Source organism: Streptomyces sp. NPDC007971 (genome assembly GCF_042958635.1).
Lineage (GTDB): Bacteria > Actinomycetota > Actinomycetes > Streptomycetales > Streptomycetaceae > Streptomyces.
In genome coordinates, this window is record NZ_JBIBJK010000001.1 from 521,061 (window position 1) to 542,141 (window position 21,081).

A 21,081-nucleotide genomic window follows, 5' to 3' on the forward strand; every position below is an offset into this window, starting at 1 on the left:
CCACCACTCACCCCAGCTCCCATCCCGTCCGCCGTCGACCCACACACCGTGGAGCGGGCGTGGTCCATGGCGTCCAGGTGGAGCGCGCCACTGTACGAACGACCTGGACGCCATGGGCCGCGTCTGCTCGGCTCTGCCTGGGTCGGCGGTGGACGGGATGGGAGCTCCCCGCGCACGCCCCTACGGGCCCGCAGTCGGCGGCGGCGCCCCCTCCATCCCGGTGCCGGCCGATCCCCCGCCGGAGGCATCGCCTTGACCGCGGGCCGCTCTATGCGGTGATCGACTCATGGCCATAGGCCCTACCCACACGTGGGCGCGCGTCGGCGCAGCGCGGGCGGAGCGGGCCGGAGGCAGGAGCGGCGCCCGCAGCGGAGCCGGGAAGCGCGCCCGGCGGAGCGGAGCGCAGCCGGGGCTTGATGAGGTAGAGAAACCTGTAACAGCTCGCTCCGGCCATGCGGTCTTGTCGATCTAGCCGTCGGCTGCTGGCATATGTGTGGGGACGGCACACATTGGGGGGAGCGACCGATGAGCGATCTCACGGTGAATCTGTGGAAGCGGCACGGCAAGGATCGGCTCTACGTCAATCTCCCGGATGGCACGGCAGTCGCGTGGGCAGACCGAGCGACGAAGGTCGTGACGATCAAGGTGCAGAAGTATCGGGATGAGGCGTTGGCCCTGCTTCGGCGGCACCTCGGTGACGGGATCACGGTCAGTTCCCCACCTTCCAGCGCCCCTGTATCGCGCCCCGCACCACCCGTTCGACAACCCAACCACTCTGCTCCGAGGCGCCGCGTGGAACGGCCGGCCTCCCTCCCGCCCCTCTCTCCAGGTGAGGACCTGGCAAGGAATCGCCCCGGCGCCAGCCTCCTCGGGATGATTGCTGAGCGGGGCCCATCCACAGTCCAACGGTTACGGGCGAAGGTTCTGCGGCAGTCCTCGGAATGGGACAGCTGGTACACCGGGCTTGAGGGGGAGCGGCGGGTCGGTCGAGAGCTGGCACGCCTATCCCCGCTCGGGTGGCGGGTCCTCCACGGCATCGAGAAGAGCAACGGCGGCGACATCGATCACTTACTGATCGGCCCCGGAGGCGTGTTCAACATCAACACCAAGACTCATCAGGGCGCCTCAGTCTGGGTCGGCGACACCATGGCCAAAGTCAATGGGGGGCAGCCACAGCCCTATGCCGCTGCAAGCAAGGGGGAAGCCGACTACGTACGAGGGGTGCTTGGGCGGTACTGCGACTTCACCGTGGCTGTGGAGCCGGTTCTAGTGTTCGTCGGTGTCGAGTCCCTGCGCCGCGCCCCCACGCAGTTCACCGTACGGATCTACCAAGAGCGAGAGGTGGCCGCACTTGGTCCTCTCGCTGGCAAGCTCACTCCTGAACAGGTGGAACGGGTGTACGCCGTGGCCCGTCACCGCCGCGTCTGGCTCAAAGCCTGACCTCGGTCATCGAGTAGAAGGCGACTCGTGAAGCCTTGTCGGCACAGCCGTTCGTAAGCCTCGATCACATCGTCCGGTACCTGCTGGCTGATCATGAAGCCCTGCTCCGGATAGATCAGCAGTCGCTGTAGCGCCCCCACGAGCATGTCGATCACCAAACGGGCGTCACCAATGGAGTCGACGTACTCGTCCAGCGTTATCGGGCTGGAAGCGCTGATGATCTCAACTGCGGGCCACAGTTTGCGTGCGGTGGCGTAAGCCCGCCTCTCCTCGTACGGCTTGCTGATCAGCAGGACAGAGGACACGTCGACGCCGGCCTCTTCCAACACCTCTCGGGAGAAGCGGATGTTCTCGCCCGTGTTCCGAGCACGCGGCTCCACGAGCACGGCTGAGCTGGGGACGCCAAGCTCAAACGCCCGCTCTCGGTAGTGAACGGCTTCACCTCGGGGCATGCGTTCCCGCGTCGTGGGGCTGGTGGCTCCGGTGAACACGAGCAGTGGAGCCATGCCGCGCTTGTACAGGTCGACCGCAGCATCGGCCACCCCCAGGTCGTGGCTGCCGAGTCCGATGGCGACCGAGCACGGATGGGGCGCGTGGCCCATCTGGTGGTAGTCCCACAGGCGCCGCGTGTCCGCCCAATCCTGTGCCGTGATCACTGCTGACCTTCCCTGTCCTTCGCCGAGTCGGGGACCTTGAAGTCGTACTCCCACGCGAAGCGTGAAGCCGCGTGTACCCCGATGGCGAACTCGACCACCGTGTCGTCGGCCGTGTAGGTCGTCCGGTGCAGCTCCACGACGGGTTCACCGGGTGGCAGTTGCAGGAGCTTCACCTCGTCCGGGCTGGGGGCACGGGCAAAGAGTTCTTCCTTCATGTGATCGATCTCGTAACCCGCGTCGTACAGCACGCGAAATCCGCCGCCTCGACCGGCCGGACCCGGCGTCGGGTCGACCAGACGCGTTCCTTCAACGTGCTCGGGCCGGTAGTAGCTGGTCAGCGTGTGCGTTGGCTGCTCGCCTTCCTTCACCAGCCGTGCGCGAGCATAGACCTCGGCGCCCGCCGGTAGCCCATGTGCGGCTGCGACCGCGGGGGGTGCTTCAACGCGACTGACTGTCTGGGTCTGCTCGTTGCGGCGGTACGCCCGGCCGGTGGCCACTCGGTCCGCGATGAACGCCACCTCGTCCCCATCCCGCCCCGCAGCCTCACCTGGGGCACCCAGCTCGACGTCCGCCCGATCCGCGCCTTCGGCGACGGTGAGGAGATCACCGAACAGACCGTCGCCTCCTACGTCGCCAAGTACGCCACCAAAGCCGCCGAGACCACCGGCACCGTAGATCGCCGCATCGGGAACAAGGAAGCGCTCGTGCTGCTTGGTGTCCCGGACCACCCGCGCCGGCTGATCGAAGCCTGCCTCGACCTGCACCCGCTCTACCCCGACCGCAAACTCCGGGACTGGGCACACATGCTCGGCTTCCGCGGCCACTTCTCCACCAAGTCCCGCCGCTACTCCACCACCCTCGGCGCCCTCCGCCAGGTCCGCGCCGACTACCGCGCCGCCCAGCAACGCGCCGCCCTCGGCCTGCCCGACCCCGACGACGAGACCGAGGCCACCACCCTGACCCTCGCCCACTGGGCCTACGCCGGCCACGGCCACACCCCCGGCGAATCCTGGCTCGCCGCCAACATCCGCCGCGACATCCAGCACAACCGCGAGATCGCCCGCGAGGAACTACCCGCCAAGCTCGTCGACGAAAGGGACTGCTGACCATGGCCTCAGAGCTGCCGAACCGGTTCCTGACCCCTGAGGACCTGGTCGAGATGTTCGAGCTTCCGAGCGTGGAGACGGTTTACCAGTGGCGCCGGAAGCACACCGGTCCCCGCGGATTCCGGGTCGGCCGGCACTTGCGCTTCGACCCCAGCGACGTGCGGGCCTGGGTGGACTCCCGAACCGGGGAGGCTGCCTGATGGCGGGGCACATCCAAGATCGCTGGTACAGGACTGAGACCGGTCCCGGCGGCAAGCCCGTCAAGGTCAAGACCGAGCGGTACGGCACGGGCATGCGCTATCGCGCGCGATACGTCGGGCCTGACGGTACCGAGAAGTCCAAGAGCTTCCCGGACCGACAGAAGCGCCTCGCCGAACAGTGGCTCACCAACGTTGAGGCGGACATGGCGCGCGGGCAGTACATCGACCCCCGGGCCGGTCGTCTGACGCTGCGGCAGTACGCCGAACGGTGGTTGGCGTCGCTCACGATGGACCCTGGGACCTTCGTCGGTACCGAAATGCGAATCCGGCTCCATGTGCTGCCGCACCTGGGTAGTCGCACCCTGGGATCGCTCCGGCCGACGCACATCCGTGAGTGGCTGCGGGCTCTCCAGGACGGGGGAGTGGCGCCCGCCTATCAGCGGGTCATCTTTGCGAACCTCGGAACCATGCTGACGGCCGCCGTTGATGACCGTCTCATTCCGCACAACCCGTGCCGATCATCCTCGGTCCGAGCCCCGAAGGTGGATCCGCGTCGCATCGTCCCATGGCCCCGTGAGCGTGTACTCGCGGTGCGCTTTGCACTGCCGGAGCGGTACCGGGCCATGGTCGACGTGGCCGGCGGTCGTGGTCTGCGCCAGGGCGAGGTGTTCGGGCTGGCTGTCGAAGACGTGGACTTCATCGAGGGCGTGGTTCATGTGGTGCGCCAGGTCAAGCTCATCCACCACCGCCCGGTGTTCGCAGTGCCCAAGAGCGGCAAGACACGCACGGTCCCGCTGCCTGACAGCGTCGCTCGATCGCTTGAAGAGCACATCACCCGGCATCCGCCTGCTCCCGTGACGCTGCCGTGGCGGACGGTCGACGGCTCGCCCATCACGGCGTCCGTGTTCTTCCACAGTGACAAGGGAAGTGAGGTGAACCGCAACGACTTCAACCGCACGAAATGGCGTCCCGCCTTGGACGCGGCAGGAGTACCGCACGGTCGGGAGAACGGGATGCACGCGCTGAGGCACTTCTACGCGTCCGTCCTGCTGGACGCGGGGGAGAGCGTCAAGGCTCTGTCTGAGTACTTGGGGCACCACGATCCCGGCTTCACCCTCCGCACGTACACGCACCTCATGCCGAGTAGCGAGAAGCGGACGCGTGAGGCGGTGAACCGGGCCTTCGGCGACGGCTCGGACACCGATGACGGCCCCACGACGGCCCATGAGGAGGTAGAGAGAAGCTAAGTCGCAGGTCAGCGCCTATGCGCCCGCACTTGCCGGTCTACTGACCGAGGGCTCGGCGCGCGAGTCGAGCAGACTTCCCGGTCCGTGCGGCGGGGGCTCCGGGCACCGTGAGTGCCCGGGGCCTCCGCCGTCCTCATGAGCAGACCGTGCCGTCCTTCGGGACCGTCCCGTCGATCAGGTAGGCGTTCACCGCCGAGTCGACGCAGTCGCTGCCGTTGCCGTACGCGCCATGTCCCTCGCCCTTCCAGGTGAGTTCGACTCCGACGCCCTTGCCCAGCTCGTCGGCCATCCTGCGGGCGCCCTCGTACGGGGTGGCCGGGTCCCCGGTGTTGCCGACCAGCAGGATCGGTGCCGCGCCCGCTGCGCTGACCTCGGGGGTGTCGAACTGGCCCGGCACCGGCCAGTCGTGGCACCACCCGGCCGTGTCCCAGCCCATGAAGGCGCCGAACACCGGCGAGATCCGCTCGAACTCGGGCAGCAGCCTCTTCGCCTGGGCGAGCGTGGGCCGCTGCCTGTCGTCCAGGCACGATATGATCCGTTGGGAGTGGCTCGTCGTGCCGTAGTGCCCCGAGCCGTCGCGCTCGTCGTAGTCGTCCGCGAGTGCCAGCAGCTGCGAACCGTCGCCGCTCTCCGCCGACTTGAGCGCACTGGTCAGTCGCGGCCAGCCGGCCTTGCTGTACAGCGGCAGGACGATTCCCGTGATCGCGAGCGTCTGGGTCACTGTGCGGCCGGACGACGTGGGCAGCGGCTTCGCGTCGATCCGCCGGAGCAGGTTCACGATCTTTTGTGAGCCCTGCTCAGGGGTCTGGCCGGTGGACTTCAGATAGTCGTCCAGGGCGCGCTGGAAGCCGCGGGCCTGGTTCTCGGACTGGCCCACCGTGTCCCCGCTCGGGTCGACCACCGCGTCGAGGATCAGCCGGCCGACCCGCTTCGGGAACAAGTGGGCGTACACCCCGCCCAGTTCGGTGCCGTAGGAGATGCCGAAGTAGTGCATCGTGCGGTCGCCGAGGACCTGGCGCATCAGGTCCATGTCGCGCGCGGTGTCGGTCGTCGACACATGGGCCAGCAGTGCGCCGGCCGCCTTTCGGCAGCCCTTGCCGAAGTCGGCGGCGTCCTGCAGATAGGCCTTCTCCTCGGCCGGGGTGTCCGGGGTGGTGTCGACCGCTTCCGCCGCTTCGATGTCCCGGTCGCTGCGGCAGCGGACGCCCTCGCTGCCGGCGACTCCGCGCGGGTCCCAGCTCACCAGGTCGTAGTGCTCGCGCAGTGTGGAGGCGGTGGCTGCGTAGTAGGGCATCATCGACATGCCCGAGCCGCCGGGACCGCCGAAGTTGAAGAGCAGCGAGCCGAGCCGGTGGCTTCCGGTCGCCCGTGCGCGGATGAGGGCGAGACGGATCGTCGTACCACTCGGCTTCGACCAGTCGAGCGGCACGGTGAGCGTGGCGCAGCGCCAGTCGTCGCCGGGAGCGGCGGAGTCGCCGGTGGACTTGCAGCGGCGCCAGTCGAGTTGCTGCCCTGTGAGCGTGGCGGGCAGGTCCGTGGCGGACGGTGCCTGAGCCGCGGGAGTCCGGCCCGTGCCCGTGGCCGAGCCGCCCCGCTTGCCCTCGTCGTGGCCCCCGCCCGATGCCCCACCGCTGCATCCGGCCACCAGCAGCACTGCGGCCGCGGCGGCCGTCCACCGCAGAAAACGCGACATGCGCACCCCCCTCGCAGGCCCTCCGCGCTGTGCCGCGGCGAGCGTTCAGGCCATGGTAGGCGGAGCCGCCCCGGCCTGCGGCGGCCTGTGGATAACCGTCTGACCTGCGGACTTACTGGAGTGCTCGGCTGTGTCAGGTGCAGACGGTGCCGGCCTTCGGCACCTTCCCGTCCAGCAGGTAGCCGTTCACCGCGCCCTGCACGCACTTGTTCTTGCTGTCGTACGCCCCGTGTCCCTGGCCGCGGTACGTCAGCTCGACGGCGACGCCCTTGCCGAGGGCGTCCACCATCTTCTTCGCACCCTCGTACGGGGTGGCCGGGTCACCGGTGTTGCCGACGACGAGGATCGGCGCCGATCCCGGTGCGCTGACGTCGGGATGGTCGGCGGCGCCCGGCACGGCCCAGTCGGTGCAGCCGACCATGCCCCAGGCCAGGTAGTCCCCGAACAGCGGCGAGGCGGCACGGAACTCGGGCAGCTTCTGCTGGATGTAGTCGGCGCTGTAACGCGGTTTGTCGTCGGAGCAGTTGATGGCGGTGTTCGCCGCGGTGGTGTTGCTGTACTCGCCGTTCTCGCTGCGGCCGTTCATCGAGTCGGACAGCAGCATGAGGACCCTGCCGTCGCCCTCGTACGCCTGCTGGAGCCCCTCGGTGAGGAACTCCCAGAAGTCCTTGGAGTACAGGGCCTGCGCGATGCCGTTGGTCGCCGCGGTCTGGGTCAGCTCGCGCGGCAGGATGCCGGGGATCGGCTTCTTCTCCAGGTCCTTCAGCAGTTTGGCGATGCGGTCCTTGACGTCCTGCGCGGTGTCGCCGATCGGGCAGTCGGTCGTCTTCGACGTGCAGTCCTCGGCGAAGTTGTCGAGCGCGAGCTGGAAGCCCCTGGCCTGCCCGAGTGCGCTCTGTTCCGAGTTCTGCGTGGGGTCGACCACCGCGTCGAAGACCGCGCGCCCGACGTGCTTGGGGAACAGATGGGCGTAGACGCCGCCGAGTTCGGTGCCGTAGGAGATGCCGAAGTAGTGCAGCTTGTCGTCGCCGAGGACCTGGCGCATCAGATCCATGTCGCGGGCCGCGTCGGTGGTACGCACATGCGGCAGGATCGTCCTGGAGTTCTTCTCGCAGGCGTCGTTGAACTGCTTGGTGCGATCGACCAACTGGGTGCGCTCGGCACTGTCGTCGGGTGTCGCGTCCTGCTGGAAGTACTCGTCGAGCTGGGCGTCGCTCTCGCACTCCACCGGTTTGCTGCGGCCGACTCCGCGTGGGTCGAAGCTGACCAGGTCGTAGCGGGTGTTCAGGGCGGCGTAGTCGTCGCCGAACGCGGGCAGGGTGGTGACACCGCTGCCGCCGGGGCCGCCGAAGTTGAACACGAGCGAGCCGATCCGCTGGTCGGCGGGCCCGCTGGCCTTGGCGCGGATCAGGGCGATCCCGATGGTCTCGCCGTTGGGCCTGCTCCAGTCCAGGGGAGCTTTCATGGTGGCGCACTGCCACTTGGCGCCGTTCGGCAGCGGGGAGGGGGAGCCGCCGCCTCCCTGCGCCTGGGACGCCGCCGGGCAGTCCTTCCAGTCCAGCTTCTGTGCCCTGAGGTCCCCGTCCCCCTTGGCGGCGTGACTGCACCCGGCCAGCACAGCGGCCAGCAGCACGACGCCGGTGGTCAGGGCGGTGGCACGCGGCGGGGTGGGGTTTGCCATGCATCCATCGTGAGGGCGCGCAGTCCGGCGCGCGCGCCCACGGTCCGTTGGAGGTACGTCCCCGTGCGCCCCTGCTCAGGCCTCCCTACAGGGCACCCTTGCGGGTGAGCTGGTTGAAGGCGAGCCAGCCCGGCAGCACCGGCAGCCACAGGGTCAGCAGTCGGAACAGCAGGACGGCCGGGGCGGCGACCTCCTTGGGCAGGCCGAAGGCGATCAGCCCGAGCGTGAGGCTCGCCTCCACCGCGCCCACACCGCCCGGGGTGGGCGCCGCGGAGCCGAGCGCGTTGCCCGCGAGGAAGACGACGGCGACGCTGGCGATGCTGATCGAGTTCGTGCTGTCACCGAATGCGCGGATCGACGCATCCAGGCACATGACGAAGCAGAAGGTCAGCAGGAGCATGCCGCCGATGCCGGTGACCAGCTTCTGCGGCCGCTGCAGCACGTCGAGCATGCGCGGTACGACGCCGGCGAACAGCGACCTCACGCGCGTGACGACGAATTTCCGCAGGAAGGGCACCGAGGTCACCACGAGCACCAGGACCGCCACGGTCAGCAGGCCCGCGATGACCGTCCGGGACGGCGACAGCGACGGCGTCTTCTCGGTTCCGGTCAGGTAGCCGAAGGACAGCAGCATCAGGATGTGGCAGCCGAGCCCGAACAGCTGCGACGCGCCGACACTTGCGACCGCGAGCCCCGGGCGTACGCCCTGGCGCTGCAGGAAGCGCGTGTTCAGGGCGACACCGCCCACGGCCGCCGGTGCCACGATCTTCACGAAGGACCCGGCGACCTGCGCCCCCACGGTCCTCGGGAACGGCACCCGCTCGGGCACGAAGCCCAGCAGGGCCATCGCCGCGGCCACGTAGCTGAGCGCGGAGAAGAGCACGGCGGCGATCACCCAGCCCCACTGGGCCTGCGAGAAGAGCGTGCCGAACTGGATGTGCGTCAGCTGTGTCAGCAGGTAGTACGCGCCGATCGCACCGGCGATGAAGCTGATCAGCGTGCGCGGGCGTACCCGTTCCAGGCGGGCGGGCTCCACGGGCGCCTGGGGCCTGATCCGCAGCACCTGGTGCCGGATCTGTGTGAGCAGGTCCTCTTCGCGTGCCTCTTCGAGGGCTTCGTCGATGGCCCGCCTCTCCGCGCGCTGCTCGGCACGGACCGTCTTCTTGCCGGGCTTTTCGAGGGTGGGCCGGGTCGTCTCGGGAGCCTCCTCCAGACGGGCCTGCTTGGCCTGCCGGGACGCTTCCAGCACCGCCTCGCGTTCCCGCTGGGCCCGTTCCCTGGCCAGCTTGCGCAGCGTCGCGCGCGTGGAGCGCGTCAGCGCGATGGGCTGCAGCATCGGCAGGCAGTCGGCGACCGCGTCCGGACCGAGCACGCCGACCGCCGATGCCACCGCCCGCTCGGCGCCCACACGCAGGCCGAGCGTGGTGACCAGCTGAGCCACGTCCATGCGCAGCAGCAGATCGCCGGCCGCGATCTCACCGCCGCGCAGCTCGGTGAGGATCACCCTGCCGGAACGATCCACCAGAATCGCGTCACCCGCCAGTCTGCGGTGCGCGATGCGCCGGGACTGCAGCGCCTGCACCTGGTGCCAGGCGTTGCGCAGCAGCTCGTCGGTGATCTCCTCGTCGGCCAGCGAGTCCAGCGTGCGCCCGCCGGTGTGCTCGTAGACGAGCATGACCGCGTCCGGTCCGAGTTCCGAGGTGGCGATCAGCTTGGGCGCGTTGGCGCCCGCCGCGATCGCCGCGTACGCGAGCAGCGCCTCCTGCTCCAGCGCCTGGCGCAGCGACTGCAGGCTGGAGCGGGTGGCGAAGCCGCGCAGGGTCAGGTTGCGCCAGGCGCGGTAGAAGAAGCCCTGGGCCTGCTGTTCCCGGTCGACGACCGTGACGTCCAGGGGTGGGCCGTCCTCCAGGGTGACGAAATAGCGCCGTCCGCGGTCGCCGTTCTCGCTCTCCACGGCCTCCTCGCGGGCCGCGCCGACGGGGTGGAATCCGACGTGCCTGAGGCCCGCCATCAGGGTCTGCCCGGTGGGGCGGACGTTGGGCGAGCCGACCGCGTACAGCGTGCCGTAGGCGATGGTCCAGCCGATCAGCACGGTCAGGATGATCGAGAACGGCGTCGTGTAGCCGGTGACCAGCATCGAGAACGCGTCGAGCAGCAGCACGATCCACAGCACCGCGCGCCAGCGGGGTCTGCGCGACATGCCGACGGCCGTCATATAGGCGATGACGGGCGCCAGGTAGCCGTGCACCGGGTCGGTCAGGGCGTGGATGTCCCCCGGTGAGGGCTGGGTGAGGGCTTCCTGGATGGAGCCCGGCGCAGCCTGTGCGACCCACAGGTCGGTGGCGAGGGTCACTCCGTGTGCGAGGACGGCCGCGAGGACGCCGTCGGCGATCCGCAGCCCGTCCCGCTTGATCAGACGTTCGATCGCGAAGGCGACCGGCACCAGCAGGATCGCGATGCTGGAGGCGAGTCCAGCGATCTTGATGAGCAGGTCGGGGGCTTGGCCGGTGCCCTTGTTGATGTCCTGTTCGAGGCCCGAGGTGGTGCCGTGCGCGAACGCGGCGATGGCGAGCAGCACGACGATGGCGAGCACGCCCACCAGAAGCCGCATGAGGTCGGAGGGACGGTGTACGCGCGCGGGGAGCAGCGGTTCGTCGCCCTCGACCTCGTCGGGACGCAGACCGTGGTCGCCGGCGCCCGGCCCCGGGCCGGCAGATGCGTTCTCGGGGAGGTGCGCCTTCTCGGCCGGCTCGGCCTCGTCCTCGCGCGCGTGCCGTTCGACTGCCTCGGCCTTGTCCTCGCGCGCGTGCGGGTCGACTGCCTCGGCCTTGTCCTCGCGCGCGTGCGGCTCGACCGGCCCGGCCTCGTCCTCACGCGCGTGCGGGGAGGGCCGCTGCACGCGGTCGTCCTTGCCCGCTGCACCGGTACTGCTCCGGCCTGTGCGAGCGGTGCCGGGACGCGAGGACGCGCCAGGGGTGCCCTCCGCGCCTTCGGGGTGCACGCCCTGCTCCTTCATGGTCTCTTCTTGATCTCGTATCACCAGTCACCGCCCGCACGATGGTGGCATGCCCCGCCGCCACACGCGGCCATCAGGGTGCGGATGCGCGGGCGGACAGTCTGCCCGAAGTGCCTCCCGAGGGCGAGAGGCCCGCCTTGTGACGGCTGTGCCCGTTGTCGGCGGGGTGCGGCAGGATGGGGCGAATGAGCGAGCAGAGCCCTGCCGAGGACACCCGCGAGGGGTACCCGGACGCGTTGCCGGAATACGCCGAGCGGGTCCTGGAGGTCGCCGAGCGGATTCCGCCCGGGCGGGTCATGACGTACGGCGATGTCGCCGAGTGGCTCGAGGAGGGAGGCCCGCGCCAGGTCGGCCGGGTGATGTCTCTCTACGGAGGCGCGGTCCCCTGGTGGCGCGTGGTGCGCTCCGACGGAGTGCTGCTGCCCGGCCACGAACTGCGCGCGCTCGGCCACTACCGCGCGGAGGGCACACCGCTGAAGGAGGCGGGCAGAAGCACCGAGGGCCATCTGCCGCGACTCGACATGCGGCGGGCTCGCTGGGACGGCGGAGCGGGCGCGGAGGGTCACACCTGACAGCTTCCGCCATCGGATGCCCCCGAGGTGAACCTGTGGCCCGTACGAGGGACACCGGGGACGTCCGTGGCATGACGTACGTTCGTGAGGTGAGGGACGCGCGTGGCGCGAGGGCCGCGAGAGCCGTGAGGGAAGAATCGGAAGCCCTGCTTCCGCCCGGTGCGGCGGCGTAGCGTCGGCTGCACGTGTCCCCCTCACCCCGCGGCCACCGCCTCGCACGCGTGACCGCCTGCCCATCAGCACGACCACCAGGACCGGCGAACCACGTGAGCTCCTCTTCCTCCATCAGGCGCCTGCCGCACCCCCCGGTGCGGCAGGGGAACGGTGGCGCTTACCGACTGGTCCGTACCCCGCCGGCCGACGTTGATCCCCCTCGTCTTGACGCCACGCAGCGCGCCGTGGTTGATCACCGGACCGGACCGCTGCTCGTCCTCGCGGGTCCCGGCACCGGCAAGACCACCACGCTGGTGGAGTCGGTGGCGGCACGCATCGCGCGCGGCACCGACCCCGGACGCATCCTGGTGCTGACCTTCAGCCGCAAGGCCGCCGTCGACCTGCGCGACCGGATGGCCCTGCGCATCGGCGCGGCCCGCGCCCCCCGGGCCACCACCTTCCACTCGTACTGCTACGCGCTGGTCCGGGCCCACCAGGACAGCGGCCCGTTCGCCGAACCGCTGCGCCTGCTGTCCGGACCCGAGCAGGACGTCGCCGTCCGCGAGCTGCTCGCCGGGCAGCCCGAGCTGGAGCGGCTCGGCCTCGGCCACGTGCGCTGGCCCGACGAGCTGCGCGCCTGCCTGACCACGCGCGGCTTCGCCGACGAGGTGCGTGCCGTCCTCGCCCGCAGCCGCGAGCTGGGCCTGTCACCGGGTGCTCTGGACGCCTTCGCCCGTCGCATCGGCCGCCCCGACTGGCGGGCCGCGGCCGCCTTCCTCGCCGAGTACCTCGACGTGCTCGACCTGCAGGGCGTCCTCGACTACGCGGAACTGGTCCACCGCGCGGTGCTGCTCGCCCGCCGCCCCGAGACCGCCGCCCGCCTCGCCGCCCGGTACGACGCCGTGTACGTTGACGAGTACCAGGACACCGACCCCGCCCAGGTACGGCTCCTGGACGCCCTGGCCGGCAACCGAGGGGTGCAGCCCGCAGGGTCTGTGCACAAGGGTGGGTCCGGGCGAGGGACAGGCCGCACCCTGGTCGCCTTCGGCGATCCCGACCAGTCGATCTACACCTTCCGCGGCGCCGACGTGAACGGCATCCTGGATTTTCCCGCGGCCTTCCCGCGCCCGGACGGCCGCCCGGCCCCGGTCGAGGTGCTGCGCACCTCCCGACGCTCCGGCTCCGCCCTGCTGGCCGCCACCCGCCTGATCACCCAGCGCATGCCGCTGCCCCGGCTGCCCGCCGAGAAAGTCCGCGCCCACCGTGAACCGGCCGCCGTGCGTGACGGCGGCCGCGTCGAGGTCTACACGTACCCCACGCCCGGCACGGAAGTGGACAACATCGCCGACATCCTGCGCCGCGCGCACCTGGAGGACGGCGTCCCCTGGAACGACATGGCGGTTCTGGTGCGGGCCGGCTCCCGGACCATTCCGACGCTGCGCCGCGCCCTCACCACGGCCGGTGTCCCGCTGGACATCGACGGCGACGACCTGCCCCTGCGCCACGAGCCTGCGGTGGCGCCCCTGCTGACAGCCCTCAAAGCCGTGGCCACGGCGGAGGCCACCACCCGGCGTCCCCTCGCGGAGGCGTCCGGCGAGGGGGAGGGTCCCACGGCACACGCCCCGGCCGGCGGAACCGTCGCACAGCCGCCTGCCGAGGAGCTGCCCGCCGACGTGTCAGCCGCGGACGAGCCGGCTGCCGAGGGGCTGCCCGTCGAGGAACTGGCCGCGGACGGGCCGTCCGTCGAGGAGCCGGTCGCCGAGGAGGCGCCCGCCGACGTGTCAGCCGCGCACGAGCCGGCTGCCGAGGAACTGCCCGCCGAGGGGCTGCCCGCGGACGAGCCGTTCGCCGAGGGGCTGCCCGCGGACGAGCCGCCCGCCGAGGGGCTGCCCGCGGACGAGCCGCCCGCCGAGGAGCCGGCCGCGGAAGAGCTGGCCGCGGACGAGCCGTTCGCCGACACGCACTGGCTCGATGCCGAGACCGCCCTCACCCTGCTCGCCTCCCCCCTCGCGGGCATGGACACCGCCGACCTGCGCCGCCTCGGGCGTGCCCTGCGCGAGGAGGAGCGGGCCGCCGGCAACCCCCTGCCGCCGCCCTCCGACGAACTGCTCGCCCGGGCGCTCGCCGAACCCGAGCGCCTCGTGGTGCACGACCCCGCCTACGCGCGCGGAGCGCAGCGCCTCGGCGGGCTGCTCCGCAAGGCTCGCGAGCGCCTCGCCGGCGGCGGTACGGCCGAGGAGGCGCTGTGGGACCTGTGGGACGGCACACCCTGGCCCGCGCGCCTGGCACGGGCCGCCCGGCGCGGCGGCGCCGCCGGCCGCAACGCCGACCGTGACCTGGACGCCGTCTGCGCGCTGTTCGCCACCGCCGCGCGCGCGGAGGAGCGCACCGGAGGCCGCGGCGCCCTCAACTTCCTGGAGGAGATCGAGGCCGAGGACATCGCCGCCGACACCCTCACGCGCCGCGCCGTACGCCCCGACGGCGTCCGTCTGATGACCGCGCACCGCGCCAAGGGCCTGGAGTGGCGCTTGGTCGTCGTCGCCGGCGTCCAGGAAGGCCTGTGGCCCGACCTGCGTCGGCGCGGCTCCCTCCTGGAGGCCGACCGCATCGGCCGCGACGGACTCGCCGAACCGCTCACCCCGGGCGCGCTGCTCGCCGAGGAACGCCGCCTGTTCTACGTGGCCGCCACGCGCGCGAGGGAGCGTCTCGTGGTGACCGCGGTGAAGGCACCGGCCGACGACGGCGACCAGCCCTCCCGCTTCCTGAACGAACTGGGTGTCGAACCCCGGGACGTCACCGGCCGCCCCCGCCGCCCGCTGTCCGTGGCCGCGCTCGTCGCCGAGCTGCGCGCCACCACCGTGGACCCGCGCGCCTCGGCCGTCCTGCGCGAGGCCGCCGCCCGCCGCCTGGCCAGGCTCGCCGCGCTGGCCGACGAGGACGGCCGCCCGCTGGTGCCGTCCGCCCACCCCTACCGCTGGTGGGGCATGTTCGAGCCGACCGAGAGCAAGGTGCCGCTGCGCCACCGCGACCAGCCCGTCGTGCTCTCCGGCAGCGCACTGGACCAGCTCGCCAACACCTGCGCGCTGCAGTGGTTCCTGGGCCGCGAGGTGAAGGCCGACGCACCCGCCACCGCCGCCCAGGGCTTCGGCAACGTCGTCCACGTCCTCGCCGACGAGGTCGCCTCCGGCCGCACCTCCGCCGACCTCGACGTGCTGATGGAGCGCCTGGAGTCGGTGTGGAACGCGCTCGCCTTCGACGCGCCCTGGAAGTCGGCGCAGGAGAAGGACAACGCGCGCGTGGCGCTCGAACGCTTCCTGAACTGGCACGTCCTGGACCGCACCGGCCGCACCCCGGTGGCCAGCGAGCAGGACTTCGACGTCACCCTCGCCGCGGGCGACTACGAGGTACGCATCCGCGGCCAGATGGACCGCGTCGAGGCGGACGGCGAGGGCCGGGCCTACGTCGTGGACTTCAAGACCGGCAAGCAGGCGCCCAGCGGTGCCGAGGTGGCCCGCCATCCGCAGCTCGCCGTGTACCAGCTCGCCGTCCGCGAGGGAGCCGTCGACACCGCCTTCGACGGCGAGCGCCCCGAACCGGGCGGTGCCGAACTGGTGCACCTCAGACAGGGCGCGGCCAAGCGGGACGGCGGCGAGCACCTGCCCAAGGTGCAGGGCCAGGAGCCGCTGGCGGGGGAGTGGGCCGGCGAGCTGCTGGCCACCGCCGCGGGGAAGGTCCTCGACGAGCGGTTCACACCGAGCGCCGGCCAGCACTGCACGCACTGCGCGTTCCGCGCCTCCTGCAGCGCCCGGCCCGAAGGACGGCACGTGGTCGAGTGATCCGCGGCCCGGAGCGGGATCCGCGGCCCGGAGCGGGATGTGCGGGTGACGTACGGCACCACACGTGCTGACCTGCGGTTCTTCCCCTTCGGGCGGCCGATGGTTCCTCGGCTGTCAGTGCCCGCCGCTAGCCTCTGTCCACATGCCCGCCCGTATCACCGACCCCGAGCAGCTCAAGGAGCTCCTCGGGATCCCGTTCACCCCGGAGCAGACGGCCTGCATCACCGCGCCGCCCGCCCCGCAGGTGATCGTGGCCGGAGCCGGATCGGGCAAGACCACCGTGATGGCGGCCCGCGTGGTCTGGCTGGTCGGCACCGGACAGGTCGCCCCCGAGCAGGTGCTCGGCCTGACCTTCACCAACAAGGCCGCCGGGGAACTCGCCGAGCGTGTCCGCAAGGCGCTGATCAAGGCCGGTGTGACCGACCCCGAGGCCCTCCCGTCACCCGACCACCACCCCTCGACGGCAGCGATCCGCGCTGCCCCCCTCTGGCCGGACCCGGACAACCCGCCCGGCGAGCCGGTCATCTCGACGTACCACGCCTTCGCCGGCCGTCTGCTGACCGACCACGGCCTGCGCATCGGCCTCGAACCCACCTCCCGGCTGCTGGCCGACGCGACCCGCTACCAGCTCGCCGCGCGCGTGCTGCGCGAAGCCCCCGGCCCCTACCCGGCGCTCACCCGCTCCTTCGCCGACCTCGTCAGCGACCTGCTCGCCCTCGACTCCGAACTCGCCGAACACCTCGTGGAGCCCGCCCGGCTGCGCGCCTGGGACACCGGCCTGCTGCACACCCTCGAAGGCGCCAAGCTCACCAACGCCGACCTGCGCAAGGTCCCCGAGGCCGCAGCCGCCCGCCGTGAACTGGTCGACCTCGTCGTGCGTTACCGGGCAGCCAAGCGCGAACGCGATCTGCTCGACTTCGGCGACCAGATCGCCCTGTCCGCCCGCCTCTCAACCGTCCCCGACGTGGGCCGTCTGCTGCGCGAGGAGTTCCGCGTAGTGCTCCTGGACGAGTACCAGGACACGTCCGTGGCCCAGCGCGTCCTGCTGTCGGGCCTGTTCGGCAGCGGCACGGGCCACCCGGTCACCGCGGTGGGCGACCCCTGCCAGGCCATCTACGGCTGGCGCGGCGCCTCCGTCGCCAACCTGGACGACTTCCCCGAGCACTTCGCCCGCGCCGACGGCCGCCCCGCCACCCGTCAGGCCCTCAGCGAGAACCGCCGCAGCGGCGGTCGCCTCCTCGACCTGGCCAACGGCCTCGCCGAGCCCCTGCGCGCCCTGCACGCGGGTGTGGAGGCCCTCCGCCCGGCCCCCGGCGCCGAACGCGACGGCACGGTCCGCTGCGCCCTGCTGCGCACCCACGCCGAGGAGACCGCCTGGATCGCCGACTCCATCGCCCACCTCGTCCACACCGGCAGGGCCCCCGGCGAGATCGCCGTACTGTGCCGCACGGCGACCGACTTCGCCCAGATCCAGGCCGCTCTCGTCGCCCGCGACATCCCCGTCGAGGTCGTCGGCCTGTCCGGGCTGCTGCACCTGCCCGAGGTCGCCGACCTCGTCGCCGTCTGCGAAGTCCTCCAGGACCCCGGGGCCAACGCCTCCCTGGTCCGCCTGCTGACCGGCCCGCGCTGGCGCATCGGCCCCCGCGACCTCGCCCTCCTGGGCCGCCGCGCCCGCCTGCTCGTCGCCCACGCGCACGCGGGCGACCCCGACGACCCCGACCACCGGCTCGCCCGGGCCGTCGAAGGAGTCGACCCGTCGGAGGTGATATCGCTCGCGGACGCCCTGGACACGTTCCTCGAAAGCCCCCTGGACGAGGACGGGGACGACGACCGCCTGCCGTTCTCCCCGGACGCGCGCGTGCGCTTCGCCCGCCTCGCCGCCGAACTGCGCGACCTGCGCCGTTCCCTGTCCGACCCGCTGATGGACGTCCTGCACCGCGTCCTGACGGTCACCGGCCTGGAGGTGGAGCTGTCCGCGTCCCCGCACGCGCTGGCCGCCCGCCGCCGCGAGACCCTCTCCAACTTCCTGGACGTCGCCGCGTCCTTCGCGGCCGGCGACGGCGAGGCCACCCTGCTCGCCTTCCTCGGCTTCCTGCGCACCGCCGCCCAGTACGAGAAGGGCCTCGACAACGCCCTGCCCGGCGGCGAGAACACGGTCAAGGTCCTCACCGCGCACAAGTCCAAGGGCCTGGAGTGGGATGTCGTCGTCGTTCCCGGGCTGGTCCAGGGCACCTTCCCGAGCGCCCAGGGCCGCGAGAAGTGGACCGCACAGGCCAAGGTGCTGCCGCACGCCCTGCGCGGCGACAGCGACACCCTGCCCGACGCCGGCACCTGGGACTCCCGGGGCTTGAAGGCCTTCCACGAGGCGATGAAGGAGCACCAGCACACCGAGGAGCTCCGTCTCGGCTACGTCACCTTCACCCGCCCCCGCTCGCTCCTGCTCGGCTCCGGCCACTGGTGGGGACCCAGCCAGAAGAAGCCCCGCGGGCCCTCCGACTTCCTCCAGGCCCTCCACGACCACTGCGCCGCCGGGTACGGCGAGATCGAGGCGTGGGCCGACGAGCCCGCCGAGGACGAGGAGAACCCGGCCCTGCACACGGCCACCGCCGACCAGGTGTGGCCGCTGCCCCTGGACGACGCGGCCCTGGCCCGCCGCCGCGCCGCCGCCGAGACCGTCCTCGCCCACCTCGACGCCCTGGACACCCTGGCCGCCCGGCAGGACGCCCCTCCGCCCGCCACCCACGACCCCGACACCTTCGACGACCCCGACTGGCCGGCACCGCCGGACGACGAGGACCCGTACGCGGGGGAGTTTCCGTACGGCGAGGACGGCCCGTACGACCCGTACGACCAGGACGGCCCGTACGACCAGGACTTCTCGTACGGCGAGCACGGCTCCGACGGCGAGGACGGTCCCCACGACCAGCACCTCGCACCCGACCAGCACCTCGCACCCGACGGCGACCTTGCGCACGACGGGGAGTCGTACACCCGGACCCCCTACACCCCGCGCCCGTGCCCTGAAGGCGGCGACTCTCACTCGGAGGAGCCAGGAGACCAGGACACCCGGCGTACCGGGCGGCCGACCGTTCCCCACCAGGCGGCTGCCCCCGCGGAGCCCGGGCATCCACGGCTCCACACCCGCGATGCCGTCCCGGACCACTCCCCGGACGCCTCCCCGGAGATCACCCCGGAGGAGGCCCGCACCATGGCCTCCTGGGACCGCGACCTCGACGCGCTCACCGGCGAGCTGCTGCGCGCCCGGCAGAGCGTCACGGACGTCCCCCTGCCCGCCACCCTGACCGCCTCCCAGCTGCTGCGGCTCGCGGAGGACCCGGACGGGCTCGCGCAGGAACTCGCGCGCCCCATGCCGCGCCCCCCACAGCCCTCCGCGCGCCGGGGCATCCGCTTCCACGCCTGGGTGGAAGCGCGCTTCGAGGAATTGACGCTGCCCATGCTGGAGCCGGACGAGCTGCCCGGCCGCGAGGCGGAGATCGCCGACGAACGCGACCTGGAGGCGCTCAAGGAGGCCTTCGAGCGCAGCGAGTACGCCCACCGCACCCCCTACCGTGTCGAGGAGCCCTTCCAGCTCACGCTCGCCGGCCGGGTGGTACGCGGCCGCATCGACGCCGTCTACAAGAACGGCGACGGCCACTCGGCGGCCTACGAGATCGTCGACTGGAAGACCGGCCGCACCGGCACCGCCGACCCGCTCCAGCTCGCCGTCTACCGGCTGGCCTGGGCCGAGCAGCAGGGCGTACCGCCCGAGGCGGTCACGGCCGCCTTCCTGTACGTGCGCACCGGCGAGGTCGTACGCCCCGAGGGGCTGCCGGACCGGTCAGCACTGGAGCGGCTGCTCACGGGCGACGACCCGGGAGACACGGAAGTGACACACGATGCAAGCCCAGTGTGACGAACCGCCCCCCGAGGATGTCGGCGCGTGCCGATAGGCTCGTGAGCATGAGCCAGACCCCGGACAGTGCCGTCCGCACGTACATCGAGCAGCACCGCGCCGCCTTCCTCGACGACCTGACCGCATGGCTGCGCATCCCCTCCGTGTCGGCCCAGCCCGACCACGCGCCCGACGTACGGCACAGCGCCGACTGGCTCGCCGCCAAACTGGAGGAGACCGGGTTCCCGACCGCCGAGGTCTGGCAGACCCCGGGCGCCCCGGCCGTCTACGCCGAGTGGCCCTCGGGCGACCCCGATGCGCCCACCGTTCTCGTCTACGGCCACCACGACGTGCAGCCCGCCGCCCGCGAGGACGGCTGGGACAGCGAGCCCTTCGAACCCGTCATCCGCGAAAACCGCCTCTACGCGCGCGGTGCGGCCGACGACAAGGGCCAGGTGTTCTTCCACACACTCGGCGTCCGCGCCCACCTCGCCGCCACCGGCCGCACCGCCCCCGCCGTCAACCTCAAGCTGCTGATCGAAGGCGAGGAGGAGTCCGGCTCCCCGCACTTCCGCAGCCTCGTCGAGGAGCACGCCGAGCGGCTCACCGCCGACGCGGTGATCGTCTCCGACACCGGTATGTGGTCGGCGGACACCCCGACCGTCTGCACCGGCATGCGCGGCCTCGCCGAGTGCGAGATCCGGCTGCACGGCCCCGACCAGGACATCCACTCCGGATCCTTCGGCGGCGCCGTCCCCAACCCGGCCACCGCCGCCGCCCGCCTCGTGGCAGCCCTGCACGACGAGCACGCGCGCGTGGCGGTCCCCGGCTTCTACGACGGCATCGTCGAGCTGACCGACCGCGAACGCGAACTCTTCGCCGAGCTGCCCTTCGACGAAGCGCAGTGGCTGCGCACCGCCAAGTCGCGCGCCACCCACGGCGAGGCCGGGCACAGCACACTGGAGCGCATCTGGGCCCGCCCGACCGCGGAGGTCAACGGCATCGGCGGCGGCTACCAGGGCCCCGGCAGCAAGACGATCATCCCGTCCTCGGCGATGGTGAAGCTGTCCTTCCGGCTGGTCGCCGGCCAGGACCCCGACCACATCGAGAAGGCCGTCCGCGCCTGGGCCGCCGAGCAGGTACCCGCCGGGATCCGGCACGAGATCAGCTTCGGCTCCGCCACGCGCCCGTGCCTGACCCCGCTCGACCACCCCGCGCTGCAGTCGGTGGCCCGCGCCATGGGCCGGGCCTTCGAGGGCCCGGTCCGCTTCACCCGCGAAGGCGGCTCCGGACCCGCCGCCGACCTTCAGGAGGTCCTCGGCGCCCCCGTCCTCTTCCTGGGCATCTCCGTCCCCTCCGACGGCTGGCACGCCCCGAACGAGAAGGTGGAGCTCGACCTCCTCCTCAAGGGCGTGGAGACCAGCGCCTACCTGTGGGGCGACCTCGCCGCGAAATGGCGTCACGCCCCCTGACGGGCTGGCGCCGTACGGGACGGCACCGCGCGCGGCACACTGGAGAAACCGCCCCGCACGCCCCGCCCGCGCCCGGCCCGGTGCCCACCCCGTCCTAGTCCCGCCGAACCGCCCGCC

13 protein-coding genes are annotated in these 21,081 nt (G+C 71.8%); 8 read left to right on the forward strand and 5 right to left on the reverse strand.

Annotated features, from left to right (window positions below):
• Positions 1 to 525: 525 nt before the first annotated feature.
• Positions 526 to 1,440 carry an NERD domain-containing protein gene (locus ACFZCP_RS02355; RefSeq protein ID WP_391423300.1) on the forward strand — a complete coding sequence of 305 codons (915 nt, stop codon included), beginning with the start codon at positions 526 to 528 and terminating at the stop codon, positions 1,438 to 1,440.
• Here the strand turns inward: ACFZCP_RS02355 and ACFZCP_RS02360 are convergent.
• Entirely contained in the window at positions 1,413 to 2,096 is a 684-nt protein-coding gene (locus ACFZCP_RS02360; protein ID WP_391423301.1) for an ElyC/SanA/YdcF family protein, read from the reverse strand. The genes ACFZCP_RS02355 and ACFZCP_RS02360 overlap by 28 nt on opposite strands.
• On the reverse strand, positions 2,093 to 2,710 hold the full coding sequence (locus tag ACFZCP_RS02365) for a UTRA domain-containing protein (protein WP_391423696.1): 618 nt from the start codon (positions 2,708 to 2,710) through the stop codon (positions 2,093 to 2,095). Before ACFZCP_RS02365 ends, ACFZCP_RS02360 begins: the two co-directional genes overlap by 4 nt.
• Between ACFZCP_RS02365 and ACFZCP_RS02370 the strand changes: the two genes are divergently transcribed.
• From ACFZCP_RS02370 to ACFZCP_RS02380, 3 genes are read left to right on the forward strand one after another with little or no spacing between them, the layout of a single operon-like run.
• Entirely contained in the window at positions 2,624 to 3,202 is a 579-nt protein-coding gene (locus ACFZCP_RS02370; protein WP_391423698.1) for a replication initiator, read from the forward strand. The genes ACFZCP_RS02365 and ACFZCP_RS02370 overlap by 87 nt on opposite strands.
• Positions 3,203 to 3,204: 2 nt before the next feature.
• Positions 3,205 to 3,402: a helix-turn-helix domain-containing protein gene (locus ACFZCP_RS02375; protein ID WP_391423303.1), complete on the forward strand. Its 198-nt coding sequence runs from the start codon at positions 3,205 to 3,207 to the stop codon at positions 3,400 to 3,402.
• Positions 3,402 to 4,649 carry a tyrosine-type recombinase/integrase gene (locus tag ACFZCP_RS02380; RefSeq protein WP_391423305.1) on the forward strand — a complete coding sequence of 416 codons (1,248 nt, stop codon included), beginning with the start codon at positions 3,402 to 3,404 and terminating at the stop codon, positions 4,647 to 4,649. Before ACFZCP_RS02375 ends, ACFZCP_RS02380 begins: the two co-directional genes overlap by 1 nt.
• Positions 4,650 to 4,782: 133 nt before the next feature.
• Here the strand turns inward: ACFZCP_RS02380 and ACFZCP_RS02385 are convergent, their stop codons facing one another.
• From ACFZCP_RS02385 to ACFZCP_RS02395, 3 genes are all read right to left on the reverse strand, one after another.
• Complete coding sequence (locus ACFZCP_RS02385; RefSeq protein WP_391423307.1) at positions 4,783 to 6,342, reverse strand: alpha/beta fold hydrolase; 1,560 nt, start codon at positions 6,340 to 6,342, stop codon at positions 4,783 to 4,785.
• Positions 6,343 to 6,475: 133 nt separating this feature from the next.
• On the reverse strand, positions 6,476 to 8,023 hold the full coding sequence (locus tag ACFZCP_RS02390) for an alpha/beta fold hydrolase (protein ID WP_391423309.1): 1,548 nt from the start codon (positions 8,021 to 8,023) through the stop codon (positions 6,476 to 6,478).
• A gap of 85 nt (positions 8,024 to 8,108) precedes the next feature.
• Positions 8,109 to 11,039 (reverse strand): lysylphosphatidylglycerol synthase domain-containing protein, encoded by a 2,931-nt coding sequence (locus ACFZCP_RS02395; protein WP_391423311.1) that lies wholly within the window; start codon positions 11,037 to 11,039, stop codon positions 8,109 to 8,111.
• Positions 11,040 to 11,224: 185 nt separating this feature from the next.
• Between ACFZCP_RS02395 and ACFZCP_RS02400 the strand changes: the two genes are divergently transcribed.
• From ACFZCP_RS02400 to ACFZCP_RS02415, 4 genes are all read left to right on the forward strand, one after another.
• Positions 11,225 to 11,611, forward strand: a complete 387-nt coding sequence (locus ACFZCP_RS02400; RefSeq protein WP_362701015.1) for an MGMT family protein — start codon at positions 11,225 to 11,227, stop codon at positions 11,609 to 11,611.
• Positions 11,612 to 11,877: 266 nt separating this feature from the next.
• A complete protein-coding gene (locus ACFZCP_RS02405) occupies positions 11,878 to 15,600 on the forward strand; it encodes a UvrD-helicase domain-containing protein (RefSeq protein WP_391423313.1) in 3,723 nt (1,240 codons plus the stop codon).
• A 142-nt stretch (positions 15,601 to 15,742) separates the two neighbouring features.
• Entirely contained in the window at positions 15,743 to 19,513 is a 3,771-nt protein-coding gene (locus tag ACFZCP_RS02410; protein ID WP_391423315.1) for a UvrD-helicase domain-containing protein, read from the forward strand.
• A 47-nt stretch (positions 19,514 to 19,560) separates the two neighbouring features.
• Positions 19,561 to 20,964, forward strand: a complete 1,404-nt coding sequence (locus ACFZCP_RS02415; protein WP_391423317.1) for a dipeptidase — start codon at positions 19,561 to 19,563, stop codon at positions 20,962 to 20,964.
• The last annotated feature ends 117 nt before the right edge of the window (positions 20,965 to 21,081 follow it).

Excerpts from the sequence above, each read along its gene's own strand:
- ACFZCP_RS02355 (WP_391423300.1), top strand. The coding sequence starts at position 526 with ATGAGCGATCTCACGGTGAATCTGTGGAAGCGGCACGGCAAGGATCGG.
- ACFZCP_RS02375 (WP_391423303.1), top strand. The coding sequence starts at position 3,205 with ATGGCCTCAGAGCTGCCGAACCGGTTCCTGACCCCTGAGGACCTGGTC.
- ACFZCP_RS02415 (WP_391423317.1), top strand. The coding sequence starts at position 19,561 with ATGAGCCAGACCCCGGACAGTGCCGTCCGCACGTACATCGAGCAGCAC.
- ACFZCP_RS02395 (WP_391423311.1), bottom strand. The coding sequence starts at position 11,039 with ATGAAGGAGCAGGGCGTGCACCCCGAAGGCGCGGAGGGCACCCCTGGC.
- ACFZCP_RS02400 (WP_362701015.1), top strand. The coding sequence starts at position 11,225 with ATGAGCGAGCAGAGCCCTGCCGAGGACACCCGCGAGGGGTACCCGGAC.
- ACFZCP_RS02410 (WP_391423315.1), top strand. The coding sequence starts at position 15,743 with ATGCCCGCCCGTATCACCGACCCCGAGCAGCTCAAGGAGCTCCTCGGG.
- ACFZCP_RS02385 (WP_391423307.1), bottom strand. The coding sequence starts at position 6,342 with ATGTCGCGTTTTCTGCGGTGGACGGCCGCCGCGGCCGCAGTGCTGCTG.
- ACFZCP_RS02380 (WP_391423305.1), top strand. The coding sequence starts at position 3,402 with ATGGCGGGGCACATCCAAGATCGCTGGTACAGGACTGAGACCGGTCCC.
- ACFZCP_RS02390 (WP_391423309.1), bottom strand. The coding sequence starts at position 8,023 with ATGGCAAACCCCACCCCGCCGCGTGCCACCGCCCTGACCACCGGCGTC.